Source organism: Colwellia sp. SU-HH01172 (assembly GCF_057553355.1).
The window spans coordinates 324,231-350,728 of sequence record NZ_BAAJMB010000003.1 but is presented as its reverse complement, the minus strand read 5'-3'; the positions used below and the strand labels follow the sequence as shown (position 1 = coordinate 350,728).

Sequence of the window (26,498 nt, the reverse complement as noted above, 5' to 3'; positions counted from 1 at the left end):
TTCTCCTTATTGTTTTGGTGCTAATGGCATAAACCAGTCATCGTTAAATGGCTTACCAATATCGTCGAGCAAAGGAGCACCCTGAAACATAGTGTTTCGTACCCATAGGCGTGAACGAGGATCAAATTTACTAACACCAAAAAATGCCAGTTTTGCGCGTAGTAAATGCATAGGGAGTACGTCTTTATCAAGTAAATTGGCTTGAATGTCGCCATATACACAACGGTCCATTCCTTGGATACGGCGAACAATACCTCTTAGTTTGGGGTGAGCGACCATAAATCGTGCAGTTGTGTGGTTGGGATTTTCAGTAAAGTAGGCAACGAGCTGGTTATAACATTTACGCACCGCATAACCGACACCCAGTGCCATTTGTTTCTTTTTGCCTTCAATATCAGCAACACTGCCTAAGCGTGGCTCCATTTTTTCTTCTGAGCGATACCAATAGGTTTCACGCGCACCTGCTTGCTCAAAATCTAAAGCGAGTGCCCAGTCATATTTGTTTTCTATAATGCTTTTTAGTTGCTGAATGGGCATAACTGGGTCTAAGTCGAGTTGTTCATTCGCGCTATGGAAGTTTTCTAGCTCATCGACTAATTCAGGATAAATTTCTAACATAATCGACACCAACATTTCTTGACCTTGCAAGGAACAATGCTGCTCACTAAAGTGAATAACGTTGTCCCATGACCTAAGGCCGGTTTGTGTGTGTTGCTTTAATGAAGCGAGGTCTTCAAGTACGACTTTGTTATTTTTCGTTTGCCAGTCATCTTCGGTCATTGTTTCTTCAGTATGTAGAACACAGCGGTCAACAAGATCTGAAAATAGCTGGCTGATATGGGGAGTAATCGCACCTAATGTACGTACACGCGCTAATGCTAACTCTCGCATTTCTACCCATTGGTTAATTAATAATGGATGATTAACCAAATAAGGTGCCATACCTAACCCCGTAGAGTTGCCAATACCAAAATAACGTTTAATATCAGCGCGCATTGGTTGATAAGTTTGTGGAGATTGATGACGTGCGATGTGTTCTACTTGAAAAAGGCTGAAGTTTCTTAACATTAAGCAAACGAACATTTCACCTGCGAATGGTCGAGCAAAGTCGGGATGCTTTTCTCGTATCTTTTCCCAATCAGCCATACCTAATTTGCCACTGCCATAAACCGCAGTTGTACGATACAAGTAACCAACATTAGCAATTTTTTTAACATCAGGTTGCTGACCATTGGCTAGCTGTTCGACGACGTAATCAAAATTACGCGCACTGCGGTTGGCACGTGAAAGTACGAAAACCCGAGAATCAACACGACCCGCTTCTTGTTTTGGCACATTTTGACGAAGCATTTCAATATAGTCGTTGTCCACTTGGCCTTCGACTAGTGCCATTGTAAGATCCCATTTAGTGGCAATTACTCGGTCATTACGTTCATCAGGTGATAAGTAATCAGAAAATATAACAAAGCTAAACACACCATGTGGCGCATTAATTTCATAAACAACGGTACCGTAACCTTGATTATCAAGCTCCAATATACGCGCTTCAATTTTCCAACGTTCTTTAAAAACCCGTCTTACTATTGTGCGCATAAAGCTTAATCGACTTTGATGGAGTGCACCGAGTCTTTCTAATGTCATTACTTGACTAGCCGCACGAAGCGGTAGGGCATTTTCCCCTCTCAAGGATGAGCGAATAGCTGCATCTGTTGTCATGTTCCTTATCCTCTATGTACCTGTTAGCTGTCTGCTATATAAACCGGCTTCATTTCTATGATGAAAATTAGCACAGACCTCTGTTTAATGAACATTTCGGTAAATAGATTTAATTACCTACTTTGAGTATGGACATATCATTGGCTAAAGAGCTAGTAATATACAAATCAAAAAGCTCTATCAGCTGATAAGTAAAATTTATCGTGGTGTATAAAAGTTGGATTTTATTGGTGTTGATGAAAAGCAAGTGCTGAGATAATTAATTCTTATCAAAAGATAGAAGTTACTCATTTTTACTTTTCAATACGATTACTTATTATGTTTTTGTGAACTCTTAACACATAGATGAGACCGATTATGAATACTTTAATTTCCCCAGTTCAACGCCAGTATTTAGTTGAAGATACTGCCATTGTTAACTTGAGCAGCACTGACCAGTGCCGTGAGCAAGTAACCGAACAAATATCGTCAAGCGCACAGCTGAATGAAGAAAACAACGGTGATGCCATTACTTCAAGTTATGTTCGTGGTTATAATTAACCTGAACTCTGGATAATGAGAATGAAAGAAATAACTATTTCAAAGTATTATCAACAGCCAATCTACAGTTGTGGTATTTATGTCTAGTTCAAGGCGTTCAAGTAGGCTTTAATAGCGCAGCTGTAGCATTTTGCTTATCCAGAACTCAGGATAGTTAAGATTATGTTAGTTAAACATAACCTTAATACCTGTGATAAACGAACTACGTATTTTTCTTAATAAGGCACTCATTCGCTATACACAGCGAACTATTTTGCGCTGCTTTCTTCAAGTGATGCTTTTTTTAAAATAAATTCATTCAATGCCGATGCTGCTGGCGATAAAGATTTGTTGTTTAGCCGCACAATACCTATTTGACGAATAATTTTCGGTGTTGTCATCGGAATAAAGCGTAATTTATGATTTTCTTTTGGGAAAGCAAACCAAGGTAGTGTAGTGACGCCCAACCCTACTTCAATCATCGCTATTAACGATAGCATGTTAGAAATCAGAAATTGTGAATCTTTGAGCAAAGGCTCTGCCTCTGTACCTTCAAGTAAACGAGAGGTGCCGTTTCTAATTAATCGATGTTTGCGCAACTCTTTCCAATGAATATCTTCTGCTTCGGCTAATGGGTGGTTGATTGGACACACTAGACCAATTTGATCTTGCCAAATCGGTGTGAAGTTAATGTCTGCATGCTCATGTTCATGAGGTAAGCTGGCAATGCCAATATCTACTTGCTTCTTTTCTACTTTACGTAACACTGCCTCGGAATTATCGTCGAAGAAACTAATATGCAAATCAGGGGAGTCGGCAACAAATTCAGTTAATAATTCCGGTAACATGTGACAAGCAATTGAAGGAACAGACGCTAATCTCAAGTGGCCAGTTTTATGTTCACTCATTAGGGCCATGTCTTGAGCAACATTGTCGTGATGCGCAATTAACTCTTTTGCTTTCGGTAAAAAGTAACGGCCAAATGGGGTTAGATCTGTAACCGTAGTTTTTGCATTGCGTTTCTCAAACAATGGTGTCGACAGCTTATTTTCTAAATCTCTAATGGATAATGATATGGCCGGCTGAGTACGACAGGCCTTTTCTGCGGCATTATGAAAACCCCGTAATTCTGCTACCCAAACAAAGTGTCGTAATTGCGCAATTTTGAATTCTGGCATTGCCATAAGCATTCCTTATCAAGGGATAGTATTTATTAATTTTTATTATTAAAACATGCTACCTATAATATCTTCAATTATTTTATGGAGGTATTTATGTCTGAATCAATTTTTTGTAATTTCATCAATGGTGAGTGGGTAGAAGGCGTAAGTTCACTCACTAATATTAGCCCAGCTGACACTAGCGATGTTATTGGACAGTTCGCTCAAGCCGATACAAACCAACTAGAACAAGCATTAGATGCCGCAATTTCAGGTCAGCTCGCTTGGCAAGAAAGTGGTTTAGAACAACGTTATGCCGTGCTAATGGCGATAGGTGATGAACTGATTGAACGTAAAGATGAGTTAGGGACATTACTGGCGCGTGAAGAAGGAAAAACATTTCCTGAAGGTGCAGGTGAAATATATCGTTCAGGGCAATTTTTTCACTACTACGCAGCAGAAGTATTGCGTCAAATGGGTGAAACAGCTGATTCAGTAAGACCCGGTGTTGAAATTGAAACCCGCAGAGAACCCGCTGGTGTTGTTGGTATTATTACCCCATGGAATTTCCCAACGGCAACAGCCGCTTGGAAAATAGCTCCTGCGCTTGCTTTCGGTAATGCTGTTATTTTTAAGCCGGCTAACCAAGTACCTGCGAGTGCGTGGGCGCTCACTGAAATCATTTCTCGTCAAGGCTTACCAGCAGGTACTTTTAACCTAGTTATGGGGCCTGGTGCAGAAGTGGGTGATGCACTAATTAATTCTAAAAAAATTAATGCCTTAACTTTTACAGGTTCATTGGAAACTGGCCGTAAAGTCGCGGTAGCAACAGCGGTTAATCTTGTGAAGTGTCAACTAGAAATGGGCAGTAAAAATGCGCTTATTGTTTTAGATGATGCTGATTTAGATAATGCGGTTGAATGTGCTGTTGGTGGTGCGTTCTTTGGTACCGGCCAAAAATGTACTGCTTCTTCTCGTTTAATTGTCACTGAAGGTATCCACGATAAATTTGTTGATGCTGTTATTGCTCGTATGAAACAACTTGTTGTTGGTCACCCACTAAAAGAAGGTGTGCACATTGGTGCCGTCGCAGATGGTCGCCAAATGGAACAAAACCTAAACTACCTCGAAATTGCGAAGAAAGAAGGTGGCACGTTAGCGATAGGTGGTGAAGTTCTGACGGAAGAAACCGATGGCTACTACTTAACACCAGCGTTATTTACCAATACCACAAATGATATGACTATTAATCGCGAAGAAGCCTTTGCCCCAATAGCCTGTGTGATCAAAGTAAAAGATTATACCGAAGCGTTAGATACTCTTAATGACACAAATTACGGTTTAACCGGTGGTATTTGTACCGAATCACTTAAATATGCCACGCATTTTAAACGTAATGCAAAAACGGGTTGTGTGATGGTGAATTTGCCGACAGCTGGAACCGATTATCATGTGCCATTTGGTGGCCGTAAAGAATCAAGTTTTGGCTCTCGTGAAATGGGTAGCTATGCCAAAGAGTTTTACACCGTAGTTAAAACTACTTACATCCGTTCATAAATTCGGTGATTACTATGCATAACGATCTTATTGTCATTGATGGGCTGCAATATTCAAATTGGAATAGAGCGATCTTTGAACAGCTTAAAGAAGGTGGCGTTACCATGGTGCACGTCACTGTGGTATATCACGAACAAATTCGTGAAACATTATTGCGTATTGGTGAGTGGAACCATCATTTTGAGATGAATGCGGATCTGATCATGCCGGTTAAAAGTGCTGCGGACATTAGATTGGCTAAGCAACTCGGTAAGGTTGGTATCATGTTTGGTGCACAAAATTGTTCTCCTATTGAAGACGATATTGCCATGATTGAGATTATGCGCGAACTCAATTTGATGATTATGCAACTTACTTATAACAATCAAAGTTTATTAGCTTGTGGTTGTTATGAAGCTGAAGATAGCGGTGTTACTCGCTTTGGCAAACAAGCCATAAAGGAAATGAATCGCGTGGGCATGGTGGTTGACATGAGCCATAGCGGTGAACGCAGCACATTAGAAGCGATTGACATTTCAGAGCGTCCTATCGTTATCTCACATGCCAACCCAAACAGCTTTCATGCAGCTAAACGCAATAAGTCGGATGCTGTGCTAAAAGCACTGGGTGAGTCAGGTGGATTGTTAGGTTTCAGTTTGTACCCGTTTCATTTAAAAAATGGGCCTGACTGCACTTTAGATGACTTTTGCGACATGGTCGCTTCGACTGCAGATTTAATGGGAATAGATAATATTGGTTTAGGAACTGACTTATGTCAGGAACAACCGTTATCAGTACTTGAATGGATGCGTAACGGACGTTGGTCAAAAGACATGGATTATGGTGAAGGTTCGAAGGCAAACGCAGACTGGCCAAGGCCACTGTCTTGGTTTCGTGACAGTCGTGATTTTCCAAATATTACGCAAGGATTACAACAAAGAGGCTTTAAGGCAGACGATATTGCTAAAGTTATGGGCTTAAATTGGCTTAACTTCCTAGACAAAGGTCTAAAACCTCAGGTGCTAAAGCGCTAATTCACACTAGGTTTAGTCCTAAAAGCTAGCACTTTAGAAAATATAACTATAACTATAAGAGAACCATCAGGAGACTATAATGAATACTTCTAAAACGGTTGCGGAAAGTAGAGAGGTTGCAATGCCCAAAATCAAATTTCTACAGGGTGTCGATATTCCCGTATTTTTGATTAGCGGTGGTGCACTTGTGCTGTTTGCTATCTTGGCACTTTACGACATAAAAATGATGTCGGGTTGGGTAAACTCAGCATTTGCGACATCAACTAAATTATTTGGCGCGTACTGGCAAGTGTTGTTGTTACTGACGTTTGTTATTGGTATTTTTCTCGCGGTTAGTCGCACAGGCTCTGTGGTGTTGGGCGGTATTACGTCTCCTGAAATCTCAAGATTTAAGTGGGTCTCTATCATTATGTGTACGCTACTTGCGGGTGGCGGTGTGTTCTGGGCAGCAGCTGAACCAATGGCACATTTTACCTCTCCACCTCCTCTATTTGGTGGTGACTCTGGCACAGCTGACGCTGCTTATAATGCGTTAGCGCAGAGCTTTATGCATTGGGGATTTTTAGCTTGGGCAATACTAGGTAGTTTGACGGGTATTGTTTTTATGTATCTGCATTATGAAAAAGGCTTACCGTTAAAGCCGCGTACCTTACTTTACCCGCTTTTTGGCGATAAAGTGATGAAAGGAGCGTTTGGTACTATTGTTGATTCGTGCTGTGTATTAGCCGTAGTTGCTGGCACTGTTGGTCCAATAGGATTTCTTGGCTTACAAGTAAGTTTTGGATTAGAAAAATTATTTGGTATACCTGATACCTATACCACGCAAGTCGCTATATTGTTTGGCTTAATTTGTATTTATACTTTGTCAGCGGTGAGCGGTGTTACTAAAGGTATTCAAATATTAAGTCGTGCTAATATTATTTTAGCGGTGATATTAATGGCTTTTATATTACTGTTTGGACCAACAGCATTTATTTTTGATAGTTATTTGCACTCCTTTGGTATTTATATCGACCAATTCATTCCAATGGCAACATTCCGTTCTAACCCGGCTTGGCTTGATTGGTGGACAGTTTTCTTTTGGGGGTGGTTTCTAGGTTATGGCCCACTTATGGCAATGTTTGTTGCACGTATTTCAAGAGGTCGAACAATTCGAGAAATGATTTTACTAATCTCTGTTGTTGCTCCTGTCATTACTTGTTTTTGGTTCACTATTGTTGGAGGTAGCGGTTTAGCATTTGAATTAGCGAATCCAGGGGTTATATCAGAACCTTTCACCGGTTTTAACTTACCTGCCGCTTTATTGGCTATTACCGAACAATTGCCGATGGGGGGAGTCATCTCGGTGTTGTTCTTAATATTGACGACTATTTTTGTCGCAACTACTGGTGATTCAATGACATATTCGGTGTCCATGGTCATGACTGGCACAGATTCTCCTCAAAGCTCAATACGCGTATTTTGGGGAATAATGATGGGTGTAATGGCTGCAATATTGATATCAATAGGTGCAGGTGGTATATCGGCGTTACAGTCATTTATTGTGGTAACAGCAGTGCCTGTGTCTTTTATCTTGCTTCCTTCATTATGGAATGCACCTCAAATAGCTAGAAAAATGGCTGATGAGCAAGGCTTATAAACGGCCCATATATCATGGTAAGCCGACTAAGTTTATGAACTTATCATGATATTCAAACTTCTAATAACAATGAATGTATGCATGCTGTAACCAACAGTTTGCATAATTTCTATTTATCAATTTTAAACCTAATTAATAGAGAAAATTAAAATGAAAGTACCAGTTAAAACAGAGCTTTTTGCTTCAAAGGCTCCTTTGGAATGGGCGGTTATCGCTAATGGCACTCTATCCACAGCCCAAATACCAATTGATGCTCAAGGTAAAGTGGTAGACGGTGGCATCGAAGCACAAGCACGTCAGACTATGGAAAACTTTAAACATACAATTGAAGCGGCACAGTTGACTATGGATGATGTTACGCAAGTGCTTATTTATGTCACGGCTAGAGATCAATTGCCATTATTTAACAAAGTTTACGCAGAGTACTTTCAAGCACCATATCCCAATAGAGCTGCAATGATTGTTGCTGGCTTAGCACGAGAAGAAATGCTGTGTGAAATAGTGGCTTACGCGGCAGTACCCTAGTTAGTTTTTATTATGTTCAAAAAAATAAAAAGCTGACATTTAGTCGGCTTTTTTGTTTTTCATATCGGTAATGACAATAGGAATACTTTGTGCGTCACACTTTTATCTCAATGTTTTCTCTTTTTCTTAGCTGTTTTATTTTATTGCTAGGGAATGGCCTAATTAATGTTCTATTGCCGGTAAGAATGGCTGTTGATGGTATGAGTATCGAGTTAATCGGTATCGTTTTATCATTATATTATGTTGGATTACTTATTGGTGCACTTTATAGCACTAGGCTAATAGCACGGGCAGGGCATATTCGTATGTTTGCTGGCTGTGTTTCATTAGGAGCGGTCAGCATACTTATTTGTAGCCTGTATGCAGATGCTTTTCTTTGGGGAGTCATGCGTGTAGTCATGGGCTTTTGTATCGCCTGTGCTTTTACCGCTATGGAAAGTTGGTTAGGTGACAGTTCCACTAAAGAAAACCGTGGGCAAGTATTGGCAATATACAATGCGGTTATGTTAGCAGGACTTTTTGGTGGCCAGTTTTTTATGAATGTCAGCTATGCCCAAGACAATAAACTGTTTGTTATCGCGGGTATATTACTGTGTGTGGCGGTTATTCCTGTTGTGCTCAGTCGCCATGTTGGACCTACAATTGAAAAAGTTAATGCAATGCCGCTAAGGGCATTATATAGGCGCTCTCCGCTTGGCGTTGTTAGTTGCTTGATATCTGGCATGCTCTATTCCGCCATTTTTAGCTTATTACCGGTATTCGCAAAAGAATTCGATATAGCTGGTTTTCAATTATCCTTGTATATGGGAAGTGCTATTTTAGGGGCTTTTGTATTACAGTTTCCTGTTGGCTATTTGTCTGACCGCTTTGACCGACGCTCGGTATTGTTTGTGCTATTAATAATATCCTCATGTGCATGTATTGCTGTGACAGTATTTGCATCACTTGCGATAACTTGGGGAGTGTTTTTAGCGACAGCAATTACCTGCGGTATAATTGCTTGTAGCTACCCATTAAGTATTTCTGAAGCTTTTGATAAGTTACGCCAAGATGAAATGGTGTCCGCAATGAGTTCAATGATATTGGCATTTGCCTTAGGTGGAATTATTGGGCCTTATTCTACCTCGCTTGTTATGGATAAGTTTGGTGGCTCAGCCTTGTTCTATCTTCTTGCTTTGATTCAATGTTTGTTAGCTTGTTTTGTTATTTTTAGAATGATGGTACGCTCGGCGCTACCTGTCACAGAGCAAGAGAGTTTTGTTATGCAAGGCAGTGTCATTGTGTCTGCCGTTGAGCTTGACCCTAGAACAGCTTGCAGTGTGACACATTCCCCTACGAGCGCCGACGATGAAAACTCACCTAAACGATGAAGTATCAATAAAGTTATCTATCCGTTTTAAATCTTCAGTCAAAGCCATTAATACTACTTGTACTGCTTAGAGCTCATTCATCGCTTTTAGCAGTATTAAGCCACATGAGCTTAAAGACAATAACGCAACTACTGGCTTTAAATAATCTTGTACAAAATACTTATCTAGATATAGCGATACAGCAAAACCAATAAATATTGCTGGCGTTAACGGCAAGGTGAGCTGTAGTTGGAAGTCGCTAATATTTCCCGACAACAATAATAATGCTAAAGACAGCAGCGTCCCCAATAGAAAATATAAAGATAATTCTGCTCTTGCCGTTTCTAAATTACTATTCTGGTAAGTGATGGCGATTGGCGGACCGCCAACAGATGTGGTGGTTGCCATCAAACCAGAAAAAAAACCTGCCCAAGCTAAATTTCGTGTTGAATTACTAATGCTTATATGGTGATACGTAAGCAAAACCGACAGTATAATAAATAGCGAAAAGCTGACAGCGAGAAATACAGGTGGTAAAAGCAATAATAAAAACACGCCTAAAATTGAGCCAGGGATCCTTGCAAGTAGTGCCCCTTGGATATTAACAAAACTAAGTTGATGTCGATAACGAATGCAGTTTAAAAGTGACAACAAACACCCAAGTATTAGCATTGGGGCTGGCAATAAGCTTGGGTTGATTAGCAGCAATATTGGAGAAGCAATCACTGCTAAACCAAAGCCAGCCATGCTCTGCAAAGCAGCGCCGGAAGTTATCGCTAACAAAGCTATTATTAGCATTGAAGATTCGTAAAACATAAATAGGTTTTTCTGCTCAATAATTTGTTACGCGCAAAACAAACATCTTAAAAGCACTATTATTCATGTTTATATACTTCTGCTCTAATTAAATTAAGTTATTGTTTGATAAGTGATATTAATCAATTTCACTGATAATTTTTGTGACTAAATAAAAAGAGAAACAGTAGTTATCATTATTGGCTATTTATTTCAGATTAAATAAGTGAAATTTGCAACAAAGGCCAATCATCGGAATATGTAAAATTACTAGCTAGAACAAGCTTATAAGTTGAAAAGTTAACGGTTTATTTCACTAGGTATAAGATTCCCTTATTAACTGATTAAGTTAATTGACTTCAATATTTGTAAACACCTCCTTAGTATTATTTTCGTACAAAATAAGAATGTGTTTATTAATCGATTCAGTCCCAACCCTGTTAAAAGATTAAAAATAGATTCTACAAAATAATAAACATGATTCATCAATATGATAGGGGAAATTAACATGAAACTAAGCACTAAATTGGCCATAGCTGCCGCTTTAATTGTACCTACAATGGCACAAGCAAATAATGATTTATTTAATTGGTACGGTAGCATTAGAGTTCAATTGGAAGACACGAACAAAGGCGAAATTGAGTATAAAGATAATTATTCTCGTCTCGGTGCTTATGGATCAGCTGAAATACTTGATGGCGTTAAAGCGACCTACAACTTTGAATTTCGACTTTTTACTGATGACGGTTCGTTTGCTGGTAATGACCAACGTGCTCGTCTTGCTAATGTTGGATTAGAAGGTGATTTTGGCTCCGTTTTAATCGGCAAGCAATATTCACCGGCATGGAATTTTACCGATAACGCGATTGATATATTCTCTGATATTGATGAATCTGCTGGTTGTACCCATGAAGCTGCGGGTGTTATTTGTCATACGAGTCGTTACGGGCTTTTCGGCAAAGATGCTCAAGGTAATGGGCATTATATCGAATATCTTCGACCCGATCGTGCAGTAACCTACACAACTCCAGAGATGGGCGGCTTTCAAATTTCGGCGATGGCAATATTAAATAATGGTGACGTAAAGTCTGATGCTGCTGGGACAGAGAATGAAAATCTAGTCGGTTATAATGTGGCAGCTAAATATGTTGTTAATGATTTTACCGTATCAGCGTCACGATTTGAGGTAACAGCATTTGAAGGTGACCATGTGGTTGATTCATTTCAGCTTGCATACAACCATGGCAATGTAAGTCTTGCTGCGCATTACCAAGACTCAAGTGATTTACGTTTTTATGAAGGTCTAAATCCAAGTGGTGAGATTGTGGATGAAAATGTTTATGAGATCTATGGTGGATATAAAATGGATAACATACAATTTCAGGCTAAATATGCATGGGTTTCTATGGATTCAGCAAGCGGACTGACGGTAGACAGTAGCCAAATTATTCTTGATGCAATTTATAATCATAAGCTTGGTAGCTTCTATGTTGAATATAGTGCTTGGAGTGATGAAGCCGAAGATGTATATGAAGCTGAAGATAAGTTCCTTGTTGGTTACAAACTTAATTTCTAAATACAGATAATGCACAAAAATTCATATTTCTCGCTACTGAAGTATGCAGCGTGAAGGCTGAGTTTTTGCAGCGAGAACGTCCATGTTTCGCCACGGATGGCCTGCAACAAGTTTCCAATCGCAAATATAATTATTTACCTGTTTAAGTTCTGTGAGAAAACGATGTCAAATAGTCAAAGAGATATTACGTTAAGGTTCTTAGCTGAAACACAAGATGTGAATTTTGGTGGCAAAGTTCATGGTGGCGCAGTAATGAAGTGGATTGATTTGGCTGCATATGCTTGTGCCGCTGGCTGGAGTGGCCGCTATTGCGTCACAGCCTATGCTGGGGGAATTCGATTTGTTGCCCCGATACATGTCGGTAGCTTAGTTGAAGTAGAAGCGAAAGTGATTTTTACCGGCAAATCTTCAATGCATATAGCGCTCGAAGTTAATGCCTGTGACCCAAAGTCACTAAATCGACGCTTAACAACACATTGCATTGTTATTATGGTGGCTGTCGATCAAAACGGACAACCGGAGCGAGTGGCGCAATGGGTACCAGAAACTGAAAAAGATAAGAAACAACACGAAACGGCAGTTAAATTAATGGAAATGAGAAAAAAAATAGGTGAAGAGATGCAAGTTTATGTCGATAATTAGTTCTGTTTTAAATATCTCTATATTAAATTTTTATCAATATATCCATATGCATTCAGATCATTACAAGGGGAGAACATAGCATTTAATCAATCACAGCTTATTTCAAATCTTCCAATTTAAATGATTTTAGTTTTTCCCAATCACATTGAGTAATTTCTTCAAACCATAGCGGAGGCAGTTTTTCGTGATGAGCTTTATTCGGCAAGTCGACTTTTATTTTCAGTTCGTCGGCAAAGTGTTTTTTTAATGAAAACTTTAATTTTCGATCGCTAATCTTATTAAAACTTGTTGTAAGCTGTGTTTTGATTTCTTCACTAAGCTTCATTCCTTGCCTTGCGTTAAATACAGTATTTAGCCAAAACAAAGTACTTTGCCTTGATTCATTAGGGAAAGCGTCAGTAAGTCGAGCAATGGAAGGGGATAATCTTTGATAATTGACTTGCTGATATTGAATTAAGAAAGTTTGTAGTAGGTTTATACCACTAATGATATTGCCAGAGCGAATTGAGTTCTCTTGATACATGGCTAAAGCTGTGCGAAAGTGATGCTCTGCCTTAATAACATCGTCATTTTCTAAAGCAATAACGCCAAGGTTATTTTCAATGGTTGCTAATGAAGGTGTTAATTTTCTATCTTGAGCAATATGTTTTGCTAAGTTGTAGGTTTCTACCGCATAGTCATTTTGATTTAAGTGTCGTGAAACGATAGCAAGGCTTGTCAGTAGTTTTACTTTATTTTCTTCAATTTTGTTGTGGGTGAGTGCACAGGTTAGTGCCAACTTCGCCTGCGACAAATAACCTGATTTTCGTAACCAAATGCCAATACTACTTAATATCGGTACCAGCCGACGATTAAATTCAGCAGAGGACCTATGCTCTATTAGCTTTTGAATTGATCGCTCCATAATGGACAAGCGATTTAATGAAACTGACGCACGTATTATAGCGATATGCCAGCGAAGAAATTGAGAATCAGATAACGGTGATAAATTAGTATTTGTAGTTAATATCGCTAGTGATTTTGAAGGTTTTACCAGCAAGTAATCTTCAGCTTCCATAAGTATAGAAGCCAATTGTGCTTTACTTGGCCGCTCCGTTGCATAAGCTGAATAAGCCAATAATAAAGCGGTAAATATTAAGTTAACTTTTGTAAACAATAAATAGCCCTTATTTAAAGTGCTTAGTTTACAGAACGTAGTAATCTACCTTGGAAAAATTCCTTTAAATTACTTTTATATCAATATAGTTAAGGTATATATTTATCGTCCTTGGGCCATGTTCTGCAGCAGTAACAAGCGTTGTTGCTCTTGCACTGTTGGTTGATAAGGTACATCACTTAAGCTCGATATAGCAAAATTATTTATTTCATATTGATTGATAGCACTATTGCCATACTTTGTCGGTTTACCTGGCGCCGGTGACATTAATTCGATTGAAAAAGTAGATAAATAAAAGGGTTGTTGTTTGCCTTGAAGCACAGATTGATGTGCCTTTAAATCAATATCAGTATTGCCTTTACTCAGCTTTGCTTTACTAACCAGATGAGCAATGGGTTGGTGAGCAGCGTCAAATAAATTTGCCCGTATGCGATATAGGCCTTGCTCTCTAGTGGTGATATTCGCTTTTATTAACATATCGGCATCATGGCTAACCGCTGATTCAAAACTTTTCAGTGTCGCAACAGAATCGACATATTTTAGTGACAGGGCGATGCTAATATTCTTGTTGTTAACGTTTGCTTTTACAGTTGCTTGTAATTGGTCTGGAAAGTCACGTTCTCCATCAAGTTGCACATACCAGTTGTTTTCATCTTGTTGAAATTTTCTAGTCAGCAGTGACTTCCCAGTAGCTATATCGACGAGTTGCAATTCGGCATTTGCAATGTTTTCGCCGCTTAGTGTTGCCAAAATGGGTTCAGGGTAGGTGTAACGATATTTTGAAAGTTCAGCAGTGATACTAGTACCTTCGTCGTCAATCGGGATAGATTGTGGGTTGAAGTGATTTGGATTTAAACGATCGAAATCATTACGGCTTAGCGGTTGTGAATAAGCTGGAAAGTTTAATTCGCCGGCATACGCTTTAGCGACCAATGTTGCTGAGTCATTTGAGGTAATATTTGTCGACGTTATAACAATACGATTACTTTCGTTAACAGCTTGAGTTTGGCTAATATTAGTTTTTAGCATTGGCTTTTTTATCGCTACTTTGCTTTCCATTACTTGATGTTGTGGCATGGATGGCCAAAAAAGCCAAACAGTGACAACAACAATACTCATTGCCACTATTCGCTTTAAAAATGGGTTGTTTTTCATAACTCTTAATACTTTGCTAGTTTATTTAATTAGGAATTGCGTCATAAATCAGTGCTGACATACTGTCATTATCTGAGTTTTGTACGTAAAGGTAGTTACTTTTCCACAACCACCAGCCGGAGGTTTTTGTGTAAGTATCAAACTGGATGCTCTCACCAGATAACAGCTCTTGTTGATTGCTTGCTGCGGTAACTTTGCCTTCTTGTTCCGGCTCTAGTAATGAGCCATGGCTGTAGTCTTCACCCATAAGCATTGGATAATGATAAGGCATAAAACCGGAAACTGCATTGCTTTGGCTAGATAGCTTGCCGTTGAAAGCCACTTGTGCGCTACAGCTGCCGTAGTGCCCTTGTCGATTGCCACCACATGCGGAGTGGCTGCCAACAACACCATCATCGTGGCCCTGAATAAACGGGCTAGTCACGCCTAAATATTCACTGGCATCACCAATAAAACGTAAACGAGGGATGCGTGCATCAGGTAAAGGGGCGAGCTGTCTTGCGTTGTTAACTTTTAAGTCATGCAATACGCCCATTTCGTCGCTAAGGTCGCCACCTAACCAAGCTTCTAAAGCTGCTTCTATGATAAAGGTCCAACTTTCGGTACCTTGAGCGACACTTACTGCTAAATCGGCAAGTTCACTACCGCCGCCAGCGCCGGCAATATCGAAGGTTGCGACAATGTTAAGCGGCGATAATCCTGCATTTTCCAGCCAAGTTTCTTGATTATCAATAATATATCGAGCCACTAAATCACCAGTAGAGTGCGTAACGAATATGCAGCCCGGATCGCAAAAGTTGCTTTCTGAAAATGATTTTAATTTTGGCCAAACATAATCCGACGCTATTTTGCCTTCAATTCGCTCATATGAAGGCCAGTCAATACGAGCATCACTTAAGTTGTTCCAGTAGCCTTGCCAGTAGTTTTGGCCGCTTGCGGTAACGTCACCATCAGAGATTAATTGTTGTGGCTGAAAGCCATGGATAAGCACTATTTTGTACTCTTTGCTGTGAGCGTTAGTCGAGCACAGTGTTAAGCAGAAGCCGAGAATAGCGGCTACACTTTTAATTGCATTCATATTTTTCCCCAAATATTTTTATATTTATTACGTCATGTTTTTATTGTGGTTATTTTACTGATCGGACGTTCGACCAGTTAAAATGATAATAGAGTAGCGCTCATTTATTATCCAATTACAGGCTATTTATATGTTAAATGGTAGAAATAAACATAAATTATAGTCTTGTCTAGTAAGGGCTAAGGGGAAGTCGGATGTTAAAATAACGTTAATTAAGTGTTGGGTGTGTTAATGACTGATGAAGAACCAGTGTTATATTGAAAATTATAAATTAGATGATAATTAACTAGGCTGAATGTTATATGTGGTTTGACCACTGTTTACATTTAAATTTTGCGTTTTATAATCATTTATCAATCTAAGCGATTGAAACTGACTTGCATAAGCAAGAGAATTTATTTATTCCAGAGGTGTCTATGTACAACCTACCATTAACAATAAAACAAAAAATAATAATGGGGTTTAGCACGATAGGGGTTTTATTAGTTGCAGGAAGCATATTTTTTTATAATTCATTAACGCAAATTAGTACGGCCAACAGCAATGTAGAGTTATTGGCAGTGCCTGTACAGAAGCAGAGCAGTGCTTTGCAAATAAAGTTACTGAATATGATTAAAGTTGGCGCGCTTGGCTTTACTCAGCAAAGCACACCTGACTTAGTGAACAGTGAACAAGAATACGCAAGATTAAATCAAGAATTTCAATCAGCGGTTGCCGTGTTACGCAGTAAGGTGATGGATCAGCCAAAAATGTTGCAAGCTCTAAAACAAGCTCAAACTCATTATCAAGAATATGTGAGTCAAAGTGAGCAGTTTTATTTAGCGAAGAAGAATGTTGCTTTCGCTAATGAAGCATTTGTCAGCAGTTATCAGGAATTTATTGCTAGTCGTGATCAAGCAAGTAATGACATGCTTGATCTTGAACTACTAGAAATAGATAACGCACAACTATTAGTCGACATTGTTGGCAACGGTGCTCGCATCGACGATATGTTGTATACCTTACAAAATACCATGTCGGGTTTAAAGCAAGTGCCTGAGCTTGCTCTGCTTGCTCAACATAAAGAAGATGTGGGATTTTTAGTGGCTAATGCCAAAAACAACTTTGATTTTATGCAAAGACTGTTTGAGAGTATTGATGACAAGTCACTGCTTGATGACTTTGAGTTGCAATTTTCAGTATTAAATGAATTATTAGTGGAGCCAGGAAAACTTTATCAACAAAAACAACAAGCACTTGATGACGCGATTAACGCAAATACCGCTTACAATAATTCTGTTAATAGCTTTAATGCCACCTACCAACAGCTAACGTTACTGCTATCTCTAGCAGAAGCACGCTTTAATGAGTTGCAGTTAACCACTAAAGATAAAGTTGCCACCGGAGAAGATCTTGCCATTTATATGGCGGTGATATTTGTGGCTTTGGCCGCATTTATCGGTGTTATCACCACTCGCGCAATGTTAGGCCCTTTAGCTAATGCCAATAAATCTTTAGCACTAATTGCTCAAGGAGACTTAACGCAAAGATTGGTAATTGAAAACCAAGACGAATTTGGTGATCTATTTAATAACATTAATAAACTCAGTGACGATTTAACCTCATTAATGAAGAACATTAGTCAAAATGCTTATTCACTTGATGAGTCGGCAAAAATCACTAATGAGCAAAGTCATCGTATTGCCGAATCAACATCGGCGCAAATAACTCGCGTAAATGGTGCCAAGGAAATTGCAGAAAAAATGTTCGCTAGTTCATCCAGTGTTACTGATGAAGCAAACCTGACGGCAAATAATGTTTCTGAAGCATCAAAACATAGCTATGAAGTGCGCTCTATTGCTGATGATAATAGTAACCGCATCGTATCACTGTCTGAACGTTTGAGTGAGTCGGTTGATGTGATGGCGAGGCTGAGTAAACACAGCGATAGTATTGGGGGGATTTTGGATACTATTGGCAGTATTGCCGATCAAACCAACTTACTGGCACTAAATGCCGCAATTGAAGCGGCAAGGGCAGGAGAGCATGGTCGAGGCTTTGCGGTTGTTGCTGATGAAGTAAGATCACTCGCATCACGTACACAAGCATCGACTGCTGAAATTCAGCTTATGATAGATTCATTGCAAAAAGAGACGCAAACGGCTGAAATAGCGATTTCACAAGGGCAAAATCAGGCCGCAGAATGTGTCTCACAAAGCCAAGAGTTGAGTCATGCTATAAAGCAAATTGAAAGTGCGTTGCACACCATAGATGAAATGAGTAAAAGCATCAGTATTGCTTCTAATGAGCAACTTGGCTTTAGCCAAGATATTGAAGCGACTATGAGTGAAGCATCAAAAGCAGCAACTCACAACGCGGCGGAATCAAAAGCTTTATCAAACCGTAGTGAAGACGTAAACAAATTGGCTGATTCGTTAACAGACTCAGTCGCACGATTTAAGCTTTAAAAAAGAAAAGCCCTAATTACTCGTTGTAATTGGGGCTTTTGTTTGTCTTATGTTCGAGTAAATGTTTATCGTGGAGCGTTTGAGTACGGATCAAACGGCTTATTACTACTCGAGTTATCGTTTGATGAATCACCAGCATTTGCTTTATTATCACGGTGCGATCTTGCTGGACGGTTACTTGCTCTATTATGCCCTTGGTTATACGCTTTTTTATGCTCAGGCTTTGAACGATGTGTTTCTTTAAAGCTATCTTTGCTTAAAGGGACAATCGCTTCACCTTTGAGCAATACTTTTGGCTCTTTCGCTTTTATATGCAAAGGAATAATGCGTTTGCGTGGAGGAATTTCAAACTCGTCTTCCCCTGGCTCAGGCAGGTTCTTAAAGCTATACAGGTAGAAGCGTTCTAAAGTTTCTCTTGCCCAGTCGGTTTTGCGTAAAAACTTTAAGCTTGACGCTATACTCGGATTATTTTTAAAGCATTTTAGACGCGTGTACTCAGCTAAAATATCGAAGCCATAATGCGTTACTAATTCGTTTAGTAAGGTGTCTAATTTTAATCCGTGTAATGGGTTATTTAATTGTTCGTTTTCTAGGCTCATCGTTGACTTATTTTGACTGCTCTTATTAGATATTATACACCTAAATGTCGGTGTTATAAGCGTTGATTTTACATCAATGGTCTGTAGTGATGAAAAGAAAGCATATATACCTTTATGTTAAATGTTGTACACTTACTTTTAACGAAATTGTAACTTAATTAATTTGCGGAAATCTTTATGAAAAAACTTATTGTACTGTTAACCATTTCAACTTTAAGTAGCTCAGTGCTTGCAGAAGAAACAAGCTGGTTAGATAGCTTGAAAAACTTGGTTGGTTTAGGTGATGCGAAAGAGCAAACCGTTGAGGTAAATGCTTCAGCAATGCCAAGTACTGACGGTTTAGTGGATATGTTAACTGGCTCATTAGATGTAAACTCTGCACAAGCGTCTGGCGGTATGGGGGCAATTTTTAATTATGTTAAAAATAATGTTTCTGCTGAGCAGTTTAGCCAACTTGCCAAATCTTTACCGGGTGCTGAAGGGCTTGTTGGGCAAATGCCTGATATTAGTAAGTTAAGCTCTGGTGAAGGTTTAGGTGGTTTACTTGATAAAGCTGCTGAGTATAACGACTCTCTTAAAGCCGTAAATGATGTGAAAAAACAATTTGAAGCATTAGGCTTAAAACCAGAAATGATCAGCAGTTTTGTTTCTAGTGCGCAAAGTTACTTAGATACAGAGCAAGGCCAACAAGCAAAGCAAGTATTAACCGACGGTTTAGGAAAATTATTGGGCTAGTAACAAGTTTTGTTGTTTATTTAATACTTTATAAAAGCACTTTACTAGCAGTAAAGTGCTTTTTTATTTTGTCTGATAAGTGTGAAATTCAAAGGCAATACAATACAAGTGTGCATTGAGGAGTGCTAAGTGCAAAGAAGAATTTTTTTGAAACAGCTTGCTGGCTGTAGCTCAATTGCGGCTTTAAGTGCGTGTTCAAATACTTACAATTATGCCGCGGTTGTTAAAGAAAAAAGGCTCTATGTAGACGGACTTTCTTTCGTGCCAGATAATGCAATAGATGTGAAAGCATCACAGCTAAATAGTTTCATTGCTGATATTTCTGCAATTGAAGAAGTCAAACGTGCTGATGGCAGTGTCAATTATAAGCGTACTTATAATGCTTGCATGAAAAGCATTAAAGAGAAATCAGCGCAGATGTTGGCAAACCCTGATGTTTATATGATCGCTGACAAAGGCAGTGATATTGTGACAGCGAAACAGGCTGATAAATGTGCAGTATTCTTACAAATTCAAGGTGCAGACTGTGTTGAAGGTGGACTAGATCAAGTCGATGAATTTCACCAACTAGGTTTACGTGTGCTGCAATTAACGCATCATTATAATAATTTATATGCTGGTGGTGCCTTAAGCCTTGAGCAACGAGGGTTAAGTCAACAAGGCCTAGCGCTAATCGATAAGCTTGAAAGTAAGCAGATGTTAATCGATTTATCGCATTCTAGTGTTGCCAGTGCACAAGACACGCTAAATAGAGCCAAAGGCTCGGTCGTTCAAACGCATGGCGCGGCTCGTGCCATTATTGATAATGCCCGTTGTACGCCGGATCATATTCTAAAAGGTATTGCCGACAGTGGCGGAGTTTTTGGGGTTTTCATGATGTCGTGGTGGTTAACTAATGAAGAAATACCACTGCCTGAGCATTATATAAATCACCTAAATCATGTCCGTAATGTTGCCGGTATTGATGCCGTAGCCATTGCCAATGACTACCCGTTACGCGGTCATAAAAAAGCGTTAGCATCAGGTAATAATAATGCCGTGGCAATAGAAGGCTATGATAGCTGGTGGCAAGGTTTAGGCAAAAAAGGCGTATTAGGTTTTGATCAAGATGTTAGTCATATTGTGATCCCTGAATTAAACCATATTAAGCGCATGCGCTCTATTGAATATCAATTAACGAAGGCTAAGTTTAGTCATTCAGAGGTAGATAAAATTATGGGCAAAAATTGGCAGCGGGTACTTGTTGATGTACTTGGTTAGAACAAAAGGCTTAGCTTACGAAAAGCTAGGCCTAATAGATGTTATTCCTGATTGCGGTTAACTGCTTAAATTTCTTCGTCCTGAAAAATCTCTTCAATACTGAGTTTAAACAATCTTGCCGCTTTAAAGGCCAGTGGTAAACTTGGATCAAATTTACCTTTTTCTATGGCATTAATGGTCTGCCGTGAAACCTCTAAAGCATCAGCCAATTGTGCTTGTGTCCAGTCTCTTTCTGCACGTAGTACTTTTAGTTTATTTTTCATTGGTACTTCCTAGTGCCAATAAACGTTGCCGTTAAGTAAGTTAGCCCCATAAAAATAACTAGGTGAGAGATCTCAGCGTTAAAGCCGATCAGGTTTAACACGTCTAAGTTTGAATAGGTTAAGCCAACAATTAAACTCAAGCCTAGCGTGATGCCCATGGCATTTAGCTGAATACGCTGTTGCATTTCATCTAAGCCTTTAATATGTTGAACATTGGCTAAAACCATTTTCAAGCCTAATGCTAAATTTAGTACTACGGCAATGATGGTTAAGCTTTGTTCAAAATCCCAAATGAACCTTGGGCCAAAATTGGTAAGCGCCATACTGATCACCCACATAGTGGTCCAAAAACCTAGCTTAGCGGTATTTTTCTTATTCTTTTCTTGCCAATTTGTTGACTTATTTGTTGTGTTATCCGTCATCATATCGCTTCCTTTGTCTGTGATGCTTTACTAAAAGTTAAGTTTGCTTTACATGTGTTAATTTAGAGGAAGTTTAATGGTGTGTCAAGTACGCTTTACTTAATGTCTTGTTTTGATGTCTTTAAGTCGGCTGGGCGAGACATTCTATCGGGTTTAAGTGGGAAGGAGAGAATCTACAAATTACCAAGTACTAATCGCTCACAGAAAGCCTAACGCAATAGACTCACGGCTAAGTAATCTGGTGTATTATTGGAAATACTTGCGCAGTTAAGTGTTATTGGTTACTGCTTTTCGATATTCGCCAGGGGTTTGTTGCGTTAATTTATTAAACCAGCGATAAAAAGACCTTGGCTCTGTAAAGCCTAATTCAACGCTGATTTGGTTTAGGTTCAATGTACTTTCATGCAGATATTGCTTGGCTAATTTTAAGCGAGTTTCGTCAAGCACAGTTTGAAAGTTTAAGCCTAGGGTTGCCAATCGTCTTTGTAACGTTTTGGCACTAATAGCGAAAGTTTTGGCAACTTCCTGTTGGTGAAAACAACCATCTTTTAATGATTGCTCAATGGTCAATTGTAGCTGGCTTGAAAAGTCATTCTCACTGCTTAAGCTAGAAATCATTGCTTCAGCATGGGTTTCTAGGGTTGAAAGTAATTGTTGATCGCCTTTATTTAATGGCAACGTTAATAAGGCTTTATCGAAAATTATCGCGTTTTCTTCTTGGCTATAATTTACTGGGCATTTAAAAACTGCTTGGTATTCGTTTTGTTGGCTCAAGCTTGGTTGTTTTCGGGTCAGTAACAGTTCACTTGGATTACTCTCTTGGCTGACAAGATAGCGGGCAAAGGTTAACCATGATGCCAAGCAATTATCGACCATATGGCGTTTTACTTTTGCATCCGTAAATTGGCAGTGCCAGCTAATTTTTACTTGCTCACCTAATGGCGCAAAGGTTGTTGTGCCCATATCGCCAACCAGTTTTTCAAATGGTTGAATTTTAGTAAGTGCTTGCCCTAAGTTTTCACAATTCATCAAAATATAGCCTAAAACGCTGTACGAGCCAGGTTGTACGTGCTTTGCGGTATGTAAACCAAATAATTCATCGCTTGATTGCGCTATTAAGCGGGCGATAAGTTGTTGAAATGCTAAGCCGGTAATGTGATTGCTATTGTCACTGAGTGTTGATTGCTCTAAACCAATTTCATGGCATATTTTCTCAACGTCTAGGTTTTGCTCAATGGCGAGTTGTAGGTATTGATTTACCGCGGGAACGGAGGCTTGACCTAAGTTTTCATCTAAGGTTGGTTGGCTATCTTTGCTGATATTTATTGTTGTTTTGGTATCTGTCATATTTTCTCTGTTATTAAAGAGGTCCAACCTGACCGTATTTTTGTCCTAAAATGTCACCCCGACTGTCTTTTTAGGACATTTTGCCGTTGCAAACTTCGTTTTATCATAACTAAAAGCGAACTAACAGTGAATTAATAGCAGGGGTGGTAAATGAGACGTTGGAATGGCTGGGGTGACGAAAGCACCTCAATGGATTTACCACAATCGGCAGGGGCATTTTTATCTCAAGTTGTTGGCACTGGCCAGCCGCTAGCAGATATTTCCTTAGCACAGGTTATAGGCTCAGTACCAAAATCTCGTTTACCTGAACATCCGCTAGTATCTTTTGATGCTGAAGAGCGTGTGCGTCACGCTAAAGGTCAATCGTTACCTGATTATTTAGCGATGCGCAGTGGTGAAGTGGAATGTTTTCCTGATGGCGTAAGCTTTCCCGAAAACTGTCAAGACGTAAAAGATATTCTTGCTTATGCGAAAACCCATAGTGTTGAGTTGATCCCATATGGCGGCGGCACTAGCGTTGCAGGGCATATTAATCCAAAACAATCGCAACGTGCGATATTAACGGTTGATATGAGCCGAATGAATCAATTGCTGCACCTTGATGAAAATAGCCAAATTGCCACCTTTGGTGCAGGAACACCTGGCCCTATGGTTGAGGCGCAGCTTTTAGCGCGTGGTTATACGCTTGGCCATTTTCCGCAATCTTTTGAACTATCAACTATCGGTGGTTGGGTGGCAAGTCGCTCTAGCGGTCAGCAATCATTACGTTACGGTCGAATTGAGCAAATGTTTGCCGGTGGTAACATTGAAACCTTTGCCGGTTCATTAGATGTCCCGACATTTCCAGCTTCATCAGCAGGCCCTGATTTACGTGAGTTATTATTGGGCTCAGAAGGGCGCTTTGGTATTTTGACGCAAGTTAAAGTACGAGTTAGTAAAGTGGCTGATGCAGAAAAATTCTCCGTTATTTTCTTCCCTAACTGGCAAGCCGCTAGTCAGTTTTGTAAAGAATCAGTACAACAGCGCATTGCTTTGTCAATGTTGCGCGTTAGCAACGCAGTTGAAACACAAACGCAGCTAAAACTTGCCGGTCATGAAAACCAAATTAAATGGTTAGAGCGTTATTTATCATTGCGCGGCTGCGCTGATGGTAAGTGTATGCTGACTTTTGGTTTAACTGGCAGTAAGCAACAAATATCTGCTAGTAAGAAACAATTAAATGCTGTGGTGAAAAAATATTACGGTGTTAACACGGGTGAAATGCTGGGCAAAAAATGGCAAGCGAATCGTTTTCGTTCACCTTATCTTCGAGATGCGCTATGGCAACAAGGTTATGTGGTTGATACCTTTGAAACCGCGACTGATTGGGGCAATGTTGACGCGTTAATGACAACCGTTGAAGACAAAATTCGCCAGGGCTTGAAAGATATTGACGAGAAAGTGCATGTATTTACTCATCTCTCGCATGTTTATAGCCAAGGTTGTAGTTTGTACACCACCTATGTTTATCGTAATGCTGATAGCTACCAAGAAACGTTAAAGCGCTGGCAAACCTTAAAGCACTTAGCGAGCGATACTATCGTCAATAACGCCGGTACCATCAGCCATCAACACGGTGTTGGTAAAGATCATGCGCCATATCTACATGTTGAAAAAGGTGAATTGGGCATGAAGGTGCTAGAAAACTTAGTTGAGCATTTTGATGCTGAGCAGCAGTTAAACCCCGGCACTTTACTTGAATAATGGCTTTATAACAGGTGTGTTCGGCGATGCGTATCATGACTAAAGATAATCAACAAGCAAGTGATGAAAGTGGCCATAGCGCAGTGCATTGCGCGGCTAACGAACTTGCTTTGTCTGAAAACCTAAGACAAAGCCGTGAACAACGCATTGCTCAATTGGCTGAAAATAATAACAGCCAAACTGAAAATTGGGACCTAGTCATTATTGGTGGCGGCATTACCGGCGCAGGTATTTTAAAACTTGCCAGTCAAATGAGCTTAAAAGTTTTGTTGCTAGAGCAGAAAGATTTCGCTTGGGGCAGTTCAAGCCGTTCGTCAAAAATGGTTCATGGTGGTTTGCGTTATATGGCGCAAGGGCAAGTTGGTTTAACGCGTGAGTCTGTTGTTGAGCGACAACGATTATTAAAAGAAGGCCAACCTCTTATCGCAAAGCAAAGCTTTGTGATGAGCCATTACAAAAAATCATTTCCGGGCCCATGGCTGTTTAATCAATTATTGTCTTGCTACGATTTTATTGCCGGAATTAAACAGCATCAATTTTGGTCTAAATCATCGTACTTGGCTTTAGCGCCGAAAGTTGAAGACAGTGAATTATTGGGTGGTACGCAGTTTTTTGATGCCCTAACGGAAGATGCGCGTTTAGTGCAACGCTTAATTCAAGAATCATTACAGTTAGGGGCACAAGCACTAAACTATGCCAAAGTCACTAAGTTAGAAGCTAAAGAGTCAAATCAACAAATCACTGTTGAAGTAGAAGATTATGAGTCAGCATTAACCATTAACGCCAAAGTGGTGATAAACGCCTGTGGTGCGTGGTCAGAATTACTGAAAAAAACTTGCCTAGATGCCAACAATTTAGGCAAAAATAAAAAAGCGGTAATGCACATGCGACCGTTACGTGGCAGCCATTTAGTGATAGCGAATTGGCGTTTACCTGTGGCGAGTGTGGTGTCTATTCGGCACGCGCAAGATAAACGGCCAGTGCAAGTTTACCCTTGGCAAAATGTCACTATTGTTGGTACCACCGATGTTGAGCATCAACAAAGTATGGCTAAAGATGCGAAAATTAGCCAAAGCGAATTTGACTATCTGCTCGCAGCTATTGCACAACAGTTTCCTGATGCCAATATAACCGAACACGATGTTATTTCTACCTTTGCTGGTGTTAGGCCCGTAATTACGTCCGAACCTTCAGCTGCGCCGTCAAAAGAAAAACGTGAACATTATATTGAGCAGCAACCTGGACTTATTTCGATTACCGGCGGTAAGCTGACTACTTTTCGCTTAATTGCCGAGCAAGTGCTGAATATTGTCTGCCAGCAATTAAGCAAGGTCACGCAAAACGATAAAAATAACGCTGACTATTCACAGTTATTAATAAAAGCCTGCAAGCTACCAATACTTTCGCAAGCAAGTGCTGATCTTAACAGCCAGTTTAGCCAAGAGATTAATCAGCAAATAATGGCTTGCTATGGTGAATTTAGTCAAGCATTTGTCAATCAAAGTGATAAAAGCTATTGTAATCCAATACGTTACAGTAGGCACTTATGGGCAGAGCTTATTTGGTCAGTGCAATTTGAACAGGTGCAACACTTAGACGACTTACTGCTGCGTCGTACCAGAATTGGTAATGTTTTACCTGAAGGTGCTCGTGAATTGCTACCTAAAATACAGCAATTATGCGCGCCATATTTAGCCTGGAATGACGAAAAGTGGCAGCAAGAAAAAACGCGCTATATCGCTATTTGGCGACGGGCTTACAGTTTGCCAAATGGCATTGAAAATAACACGAGCAATAGTTGA

The 26,498-nt window shown here is 39.7% G+C and carries 23 protein-coding genes; 13 read left to right on the top strand and 10 right to left on the bottom strand.

Annotated elements, in window-relative coordinates:
* Positions 1-6 precede the first annotated feature (6 nt).
* Positions 7-1,716 (bottom strand): hypothetical protein, encoded by a 1,710-nt coding sequence (locus AC27JP_RS10975; RefSeq protein ID WP_487114951.1) that lies wholly within the window; start codon positions 1,714-1,716, stop codon positions 7-9.
* Between the two features lie 357 nt (positions 1,717-2,073).
* Here AC27JP_RS10975 and AC27JP_RS10970 point away from each other — a divergent pair, with 357 nt between their 5' ends.
* Positions 2,074-2,256, top strand: a complete 183-nt coding sequence (locus AC27JP_RS10970; RefSeq protein ID WP_487114949.1) for a hypothetical protein — start codon at positions 2,074-2,076, stop codon at positions 2,254-2,256.
* 248 nt (positions 2,257-2,504) lie between these two features.
* On the opposite strand, the gene AC27JP_RS10965 is transcribed toward AC27JP_RS10970, so the two are convergent.
* The gene (locus tag AC27JP_RS10965) at positions 2,505-3,419 is read right to left on the bottom strand and encodes a LysR family transcriptional regulator (protein WP_487114947.1); all 915 of its coding nucleotides are present in this window, start codon (positions 3,417-3,419) and stop codon (positions 2,505-2,507) included.
* A gap of 90 nt (positions 3,420-3,509) precedes the next feature.
* Between AC27JP_RS10965 and AC27JP_RS10960 the strand changes: the two genes are divergently transcribed.
* The 5 genes from AC27JP_RS10960 (at position 3,510) to AC27JP_RS10940 (ending at position 9,499) form a co-directional block, all read left to right on the top strand.
* Positions 3,510-4,952, top strand: a complete 1,443-nt coding sequence (locus tag AC27JP_RS10960; protein WP_487114945.1) for an aldehyde dehydrogenase family protein — start codon at positions 3,510-3,512, stop codon at positions 4,950-4,952.
* 14 nt (positions 4,953-4,966) lie between these two features.
* Complete coding sequence (locus AC27JP_RS10955; protein WP_487114943.1) at positions 4,967-5,965, top strand: membrane dipeptidase; 999 nt, start codon at positions 4,967-4,969, stop codon at positions 5,963-5,965.
* A 79-nt stretch (positions 5,966-6,044) separates the two neighbouring features.
* On the top strand, positions 6,045-7,604 hold the full coding sequence (locus AC27JP_RS10950) for a BCCT family transporter (protein ID WP_487114941.1): 1,560 nt from the start codon (positions 6,045-6,047) through the stop codon (positions 7,602-7,604).
* A 150-nt stretch (positions 7,605-7,754) separates the two neighbouring features.
* Complete coding sequence (locus tag AC27JP_RS10945; protein WP_487114939.1) at positions 7,755-8,129, top strand: RidA family protein; 375 nt, start codon at positions 7,755-7,757, stop codon at positions 8,127-8,129.
* 89 nt (positions 8,130-8,218) lie between these two features.
* A complete protein-coding gene (locus AC27JP_RS10940) occupies positions 8,219-9,499 on the top strand; it encodes an MFS transporter (RefSeq protein WP_487114937.1) in 1,281 nt (426 codons plus the stop codon).
* Positions 9,500-9,565: 66 nt separating this feature from the next.
* Here AC27JP_RS10940 and AC27JP_RS10935 read toward each other — a convergent pair whose 3' ends face one another.
* Positions 9,566-10,276 (bottom strand): TSUP family transporter, encoded by a 711-nt coding sequence (locus AC27JP_RS10935; RefSeq protein WP_487114935.1) that lies wholly within the window; start codon positions 10,274-10,276, stop codon positions 9,566-9,568.
* A gap of 505 nt (positions 10,277-10,781) precedes the next feature.
* Here AC27JP_RS10935 and AC27JP_RS10930 point away from each other — a divergent pair.
* Both AC27JP_RS10930 and AC27JP_RS10925 read left to right on the top strand, forming a co-directional pair.
* A complete protein-coding gene (locus AC27JP_RS10930; RefSeq protein ID WP_487114933.1) occupies positions 10,782-11,849 on the top strand; it encodes a porin in 1,068 nt (355 codons plus the stop codon).
* A 162-nt stretch (positions 11,850-12,011) separates the two neighbouring features.
* The gene (locus AC27JP_RS10925; RefSeq protein WP_487114931.1) at positions 12,012-12,491 is read left to right on the top strand and encodes an acyl-CoA thioesterase; all 480 of its coding nucleotides are present in this window, start codon (positions 12,012-12,014) and stop codon (positions 12,489-12,491) included.
* A 97-nt stretch (positions 12,492-12,588) separates the two neighbouring features.
* On the opposite strand, the gene AC27JP_RS10920 is transcribed toward AC27JP_RS10925, so the two are convergent.
* From AC27JP_RS10920 to AC27JP_RS10910, 3 genes are all read right to left on the bottom strand, one after another.
* The gene (locus AC27JP_RS10920; protein WP_487114929.1) at positions 12,589-13,647 is read right to left on the bottom strand and encodes a hypothetical protein; all 1,059 of its coding nucleotides are present in this window, start codon (positions 13,645-13,647) and stop codon (positions 12,589-12,591) included.
* 102 nt (positions 13,648-13,749) lie between these two features.
* The gene (locus AC27JP_RS10915) at positions 13,750-14,802 is read right to left on the bottom strand and encodes a hypothetical protein (RefSeq protein ID WP_487114927.1); all 1,053 of its coding nucleotides are present in this window, start codon (positions 14,800-14,802) and stop codon (positions 13,750-13,752) included.
* Positions 14,803-14,827: 25 nt separating this feature from the next.
* Complete coding sequence (locus tag AC27JP_RS10910; protein WP_487114925.1) at positions 14,828-15,880, bottom strand: hypothetical protein; 1,053 nt, start codon at positions 15,878-15,880, stop codon at positions 14,828-14,830.
* A 416-nt stretch (positions 15,881-16,296) separates the two neighbouring features.
* On the opposite strand from AC27JP_RS10910, the gene AC27JP_RS10905 reads away from it, so the two are divergent.
* A complete protein-coding gene (locus AC27JP_RS10905) occupies positions 16,297-18,327 on the top strand; it encodes a methyl-accepting chemotaxis protein (protein WP_487114923.1) in 2,031 nt (676 codons plus the stop codon).
* Positions 18,328-18,392: 65 nt separating this feature from the next.
* Here AC27JP_RS10905 and AC27JP_RS10900 read toward each other — a convergent pair whose 3' ends face one another.
* Positions 18,393-18,926: a VF530 family protein gene (locus AC27JP_RS10900; protein ID WP_487114921.1), complete on the bottom strand. Its 534-nt coding sequence runs from the start codon at positions 18,924-18,926 to the stop codon at positions 18,393-18,395.
* Between the two features lie 177 nt (positions 18,927-19,103).
* On the opposite strand from AC27JP_RS10900, the gene AC27JP_RS10895 reads away from it, so the two are divergent.
* Together AC27JP_RS10895 and AC27JP_RS10890 are read left to right on the top strand one after the other, a co-directional pair.
* A complete protein-coding gene (locus AC27JP_RS10895; protein WP_487114919.1) occupies positions 19,104-19,661 on the top strand; it encodes a DUF2780 domain-containing protein in 558 nt (185 codons plus the stop codon).
* A 129-nt stretch (positions 19,662-19,790) separates the two neighbouring features.
* The gene (locus AC27JP_RS10890; RefSeq protein ID WP_487114917.1) at positions 19,791-20,921 is read left to right on the top strand and encodes a membrane dipeptidase; all 1,131 of its coding nucleotides are present in this window, start codon (positions 19,791-19,793) and stop codon (positions 20,919-20,921) included.
* A gap of 65 nt (positions 20,922-20,986) precedes the next feature.
* Here AC27JP_RS10890 and AC27JP_RS10885 read toward each other — a convergent pair whose 3' ends face one another.
* From AC27JP_RS10885 to AC27JP_RS10875, 3 genes are all read right to left on the bottom strand, one after another.
* Positions 20,987-21,184, bottom strand: coding sequence for a helix-turn-helix transcriptional regulator (locus tag AC27JP_RS10885; protein ID WP_487114915.1), 198 nt, complete (start codon positions 21,182-21,184; stop codon positions 20,987-20,989).
* Positions 21,181-21,609 carry a hypothetical protein gene (locus AC27JP_RS10880; protein WP_487114913.1) on the bottom strand — a complete coding sequence of 143 codons (429 nt, stop codon included), beginning with the start codon at positions 21,607-21,609 and terminating at the stop codon, positions 21,181-21,183. The genes AC27JP_RS10885 and AC27JP_RS10880 overlap by 4 nt, the downstream gene beginning before the upstream one ends.
* Before the next feature lie 264 nt (positions 21,610-21,873).
* Entirely contained in the window at positions 21,874-22,953 is a 1,080-nt protein-coding gene (locus AC27JP_RS10875) for an AraC family transcriptional regulator (RefSeq protein ID WP_487114911.1), read from the bottom strand.
* Between the two features lie 150 nt (positions 22,954-23,103).
* On the opposite strand from AC27JP_RS10875, the gene AC27JP_RS10870 reads away from it, so the two are divergent.
* Both AC27JP_RS10870 and AC27JP_RS10865 read left to right on the top strand, forming a co-directional pair.
* Positions 23,104-24,696 (top strand): FAD-binding oxidoreductase, encoded by a 1,593-nt coding sequence (locus tag AC27JP_RS10870; protein ID WP_487114909.1) that lies wholly within the window; start codon positions 23,104-23,106, stop codon positions 24,694-24,696.
* Between the two features lie 35 nt (positions 24,697-24,731).
* Positions 24,732-26,498 (top strand): glycerol-3-phosphate dehydrogenase/oxidase, encoded by a 1,767-nt coding sequence (locus AC27JP_RS10865; RefSeq protein ID WP_487114907.1) that lies wholly within the window; start codon positions 24,732-24,734, stop codon positions 26,496-26,498.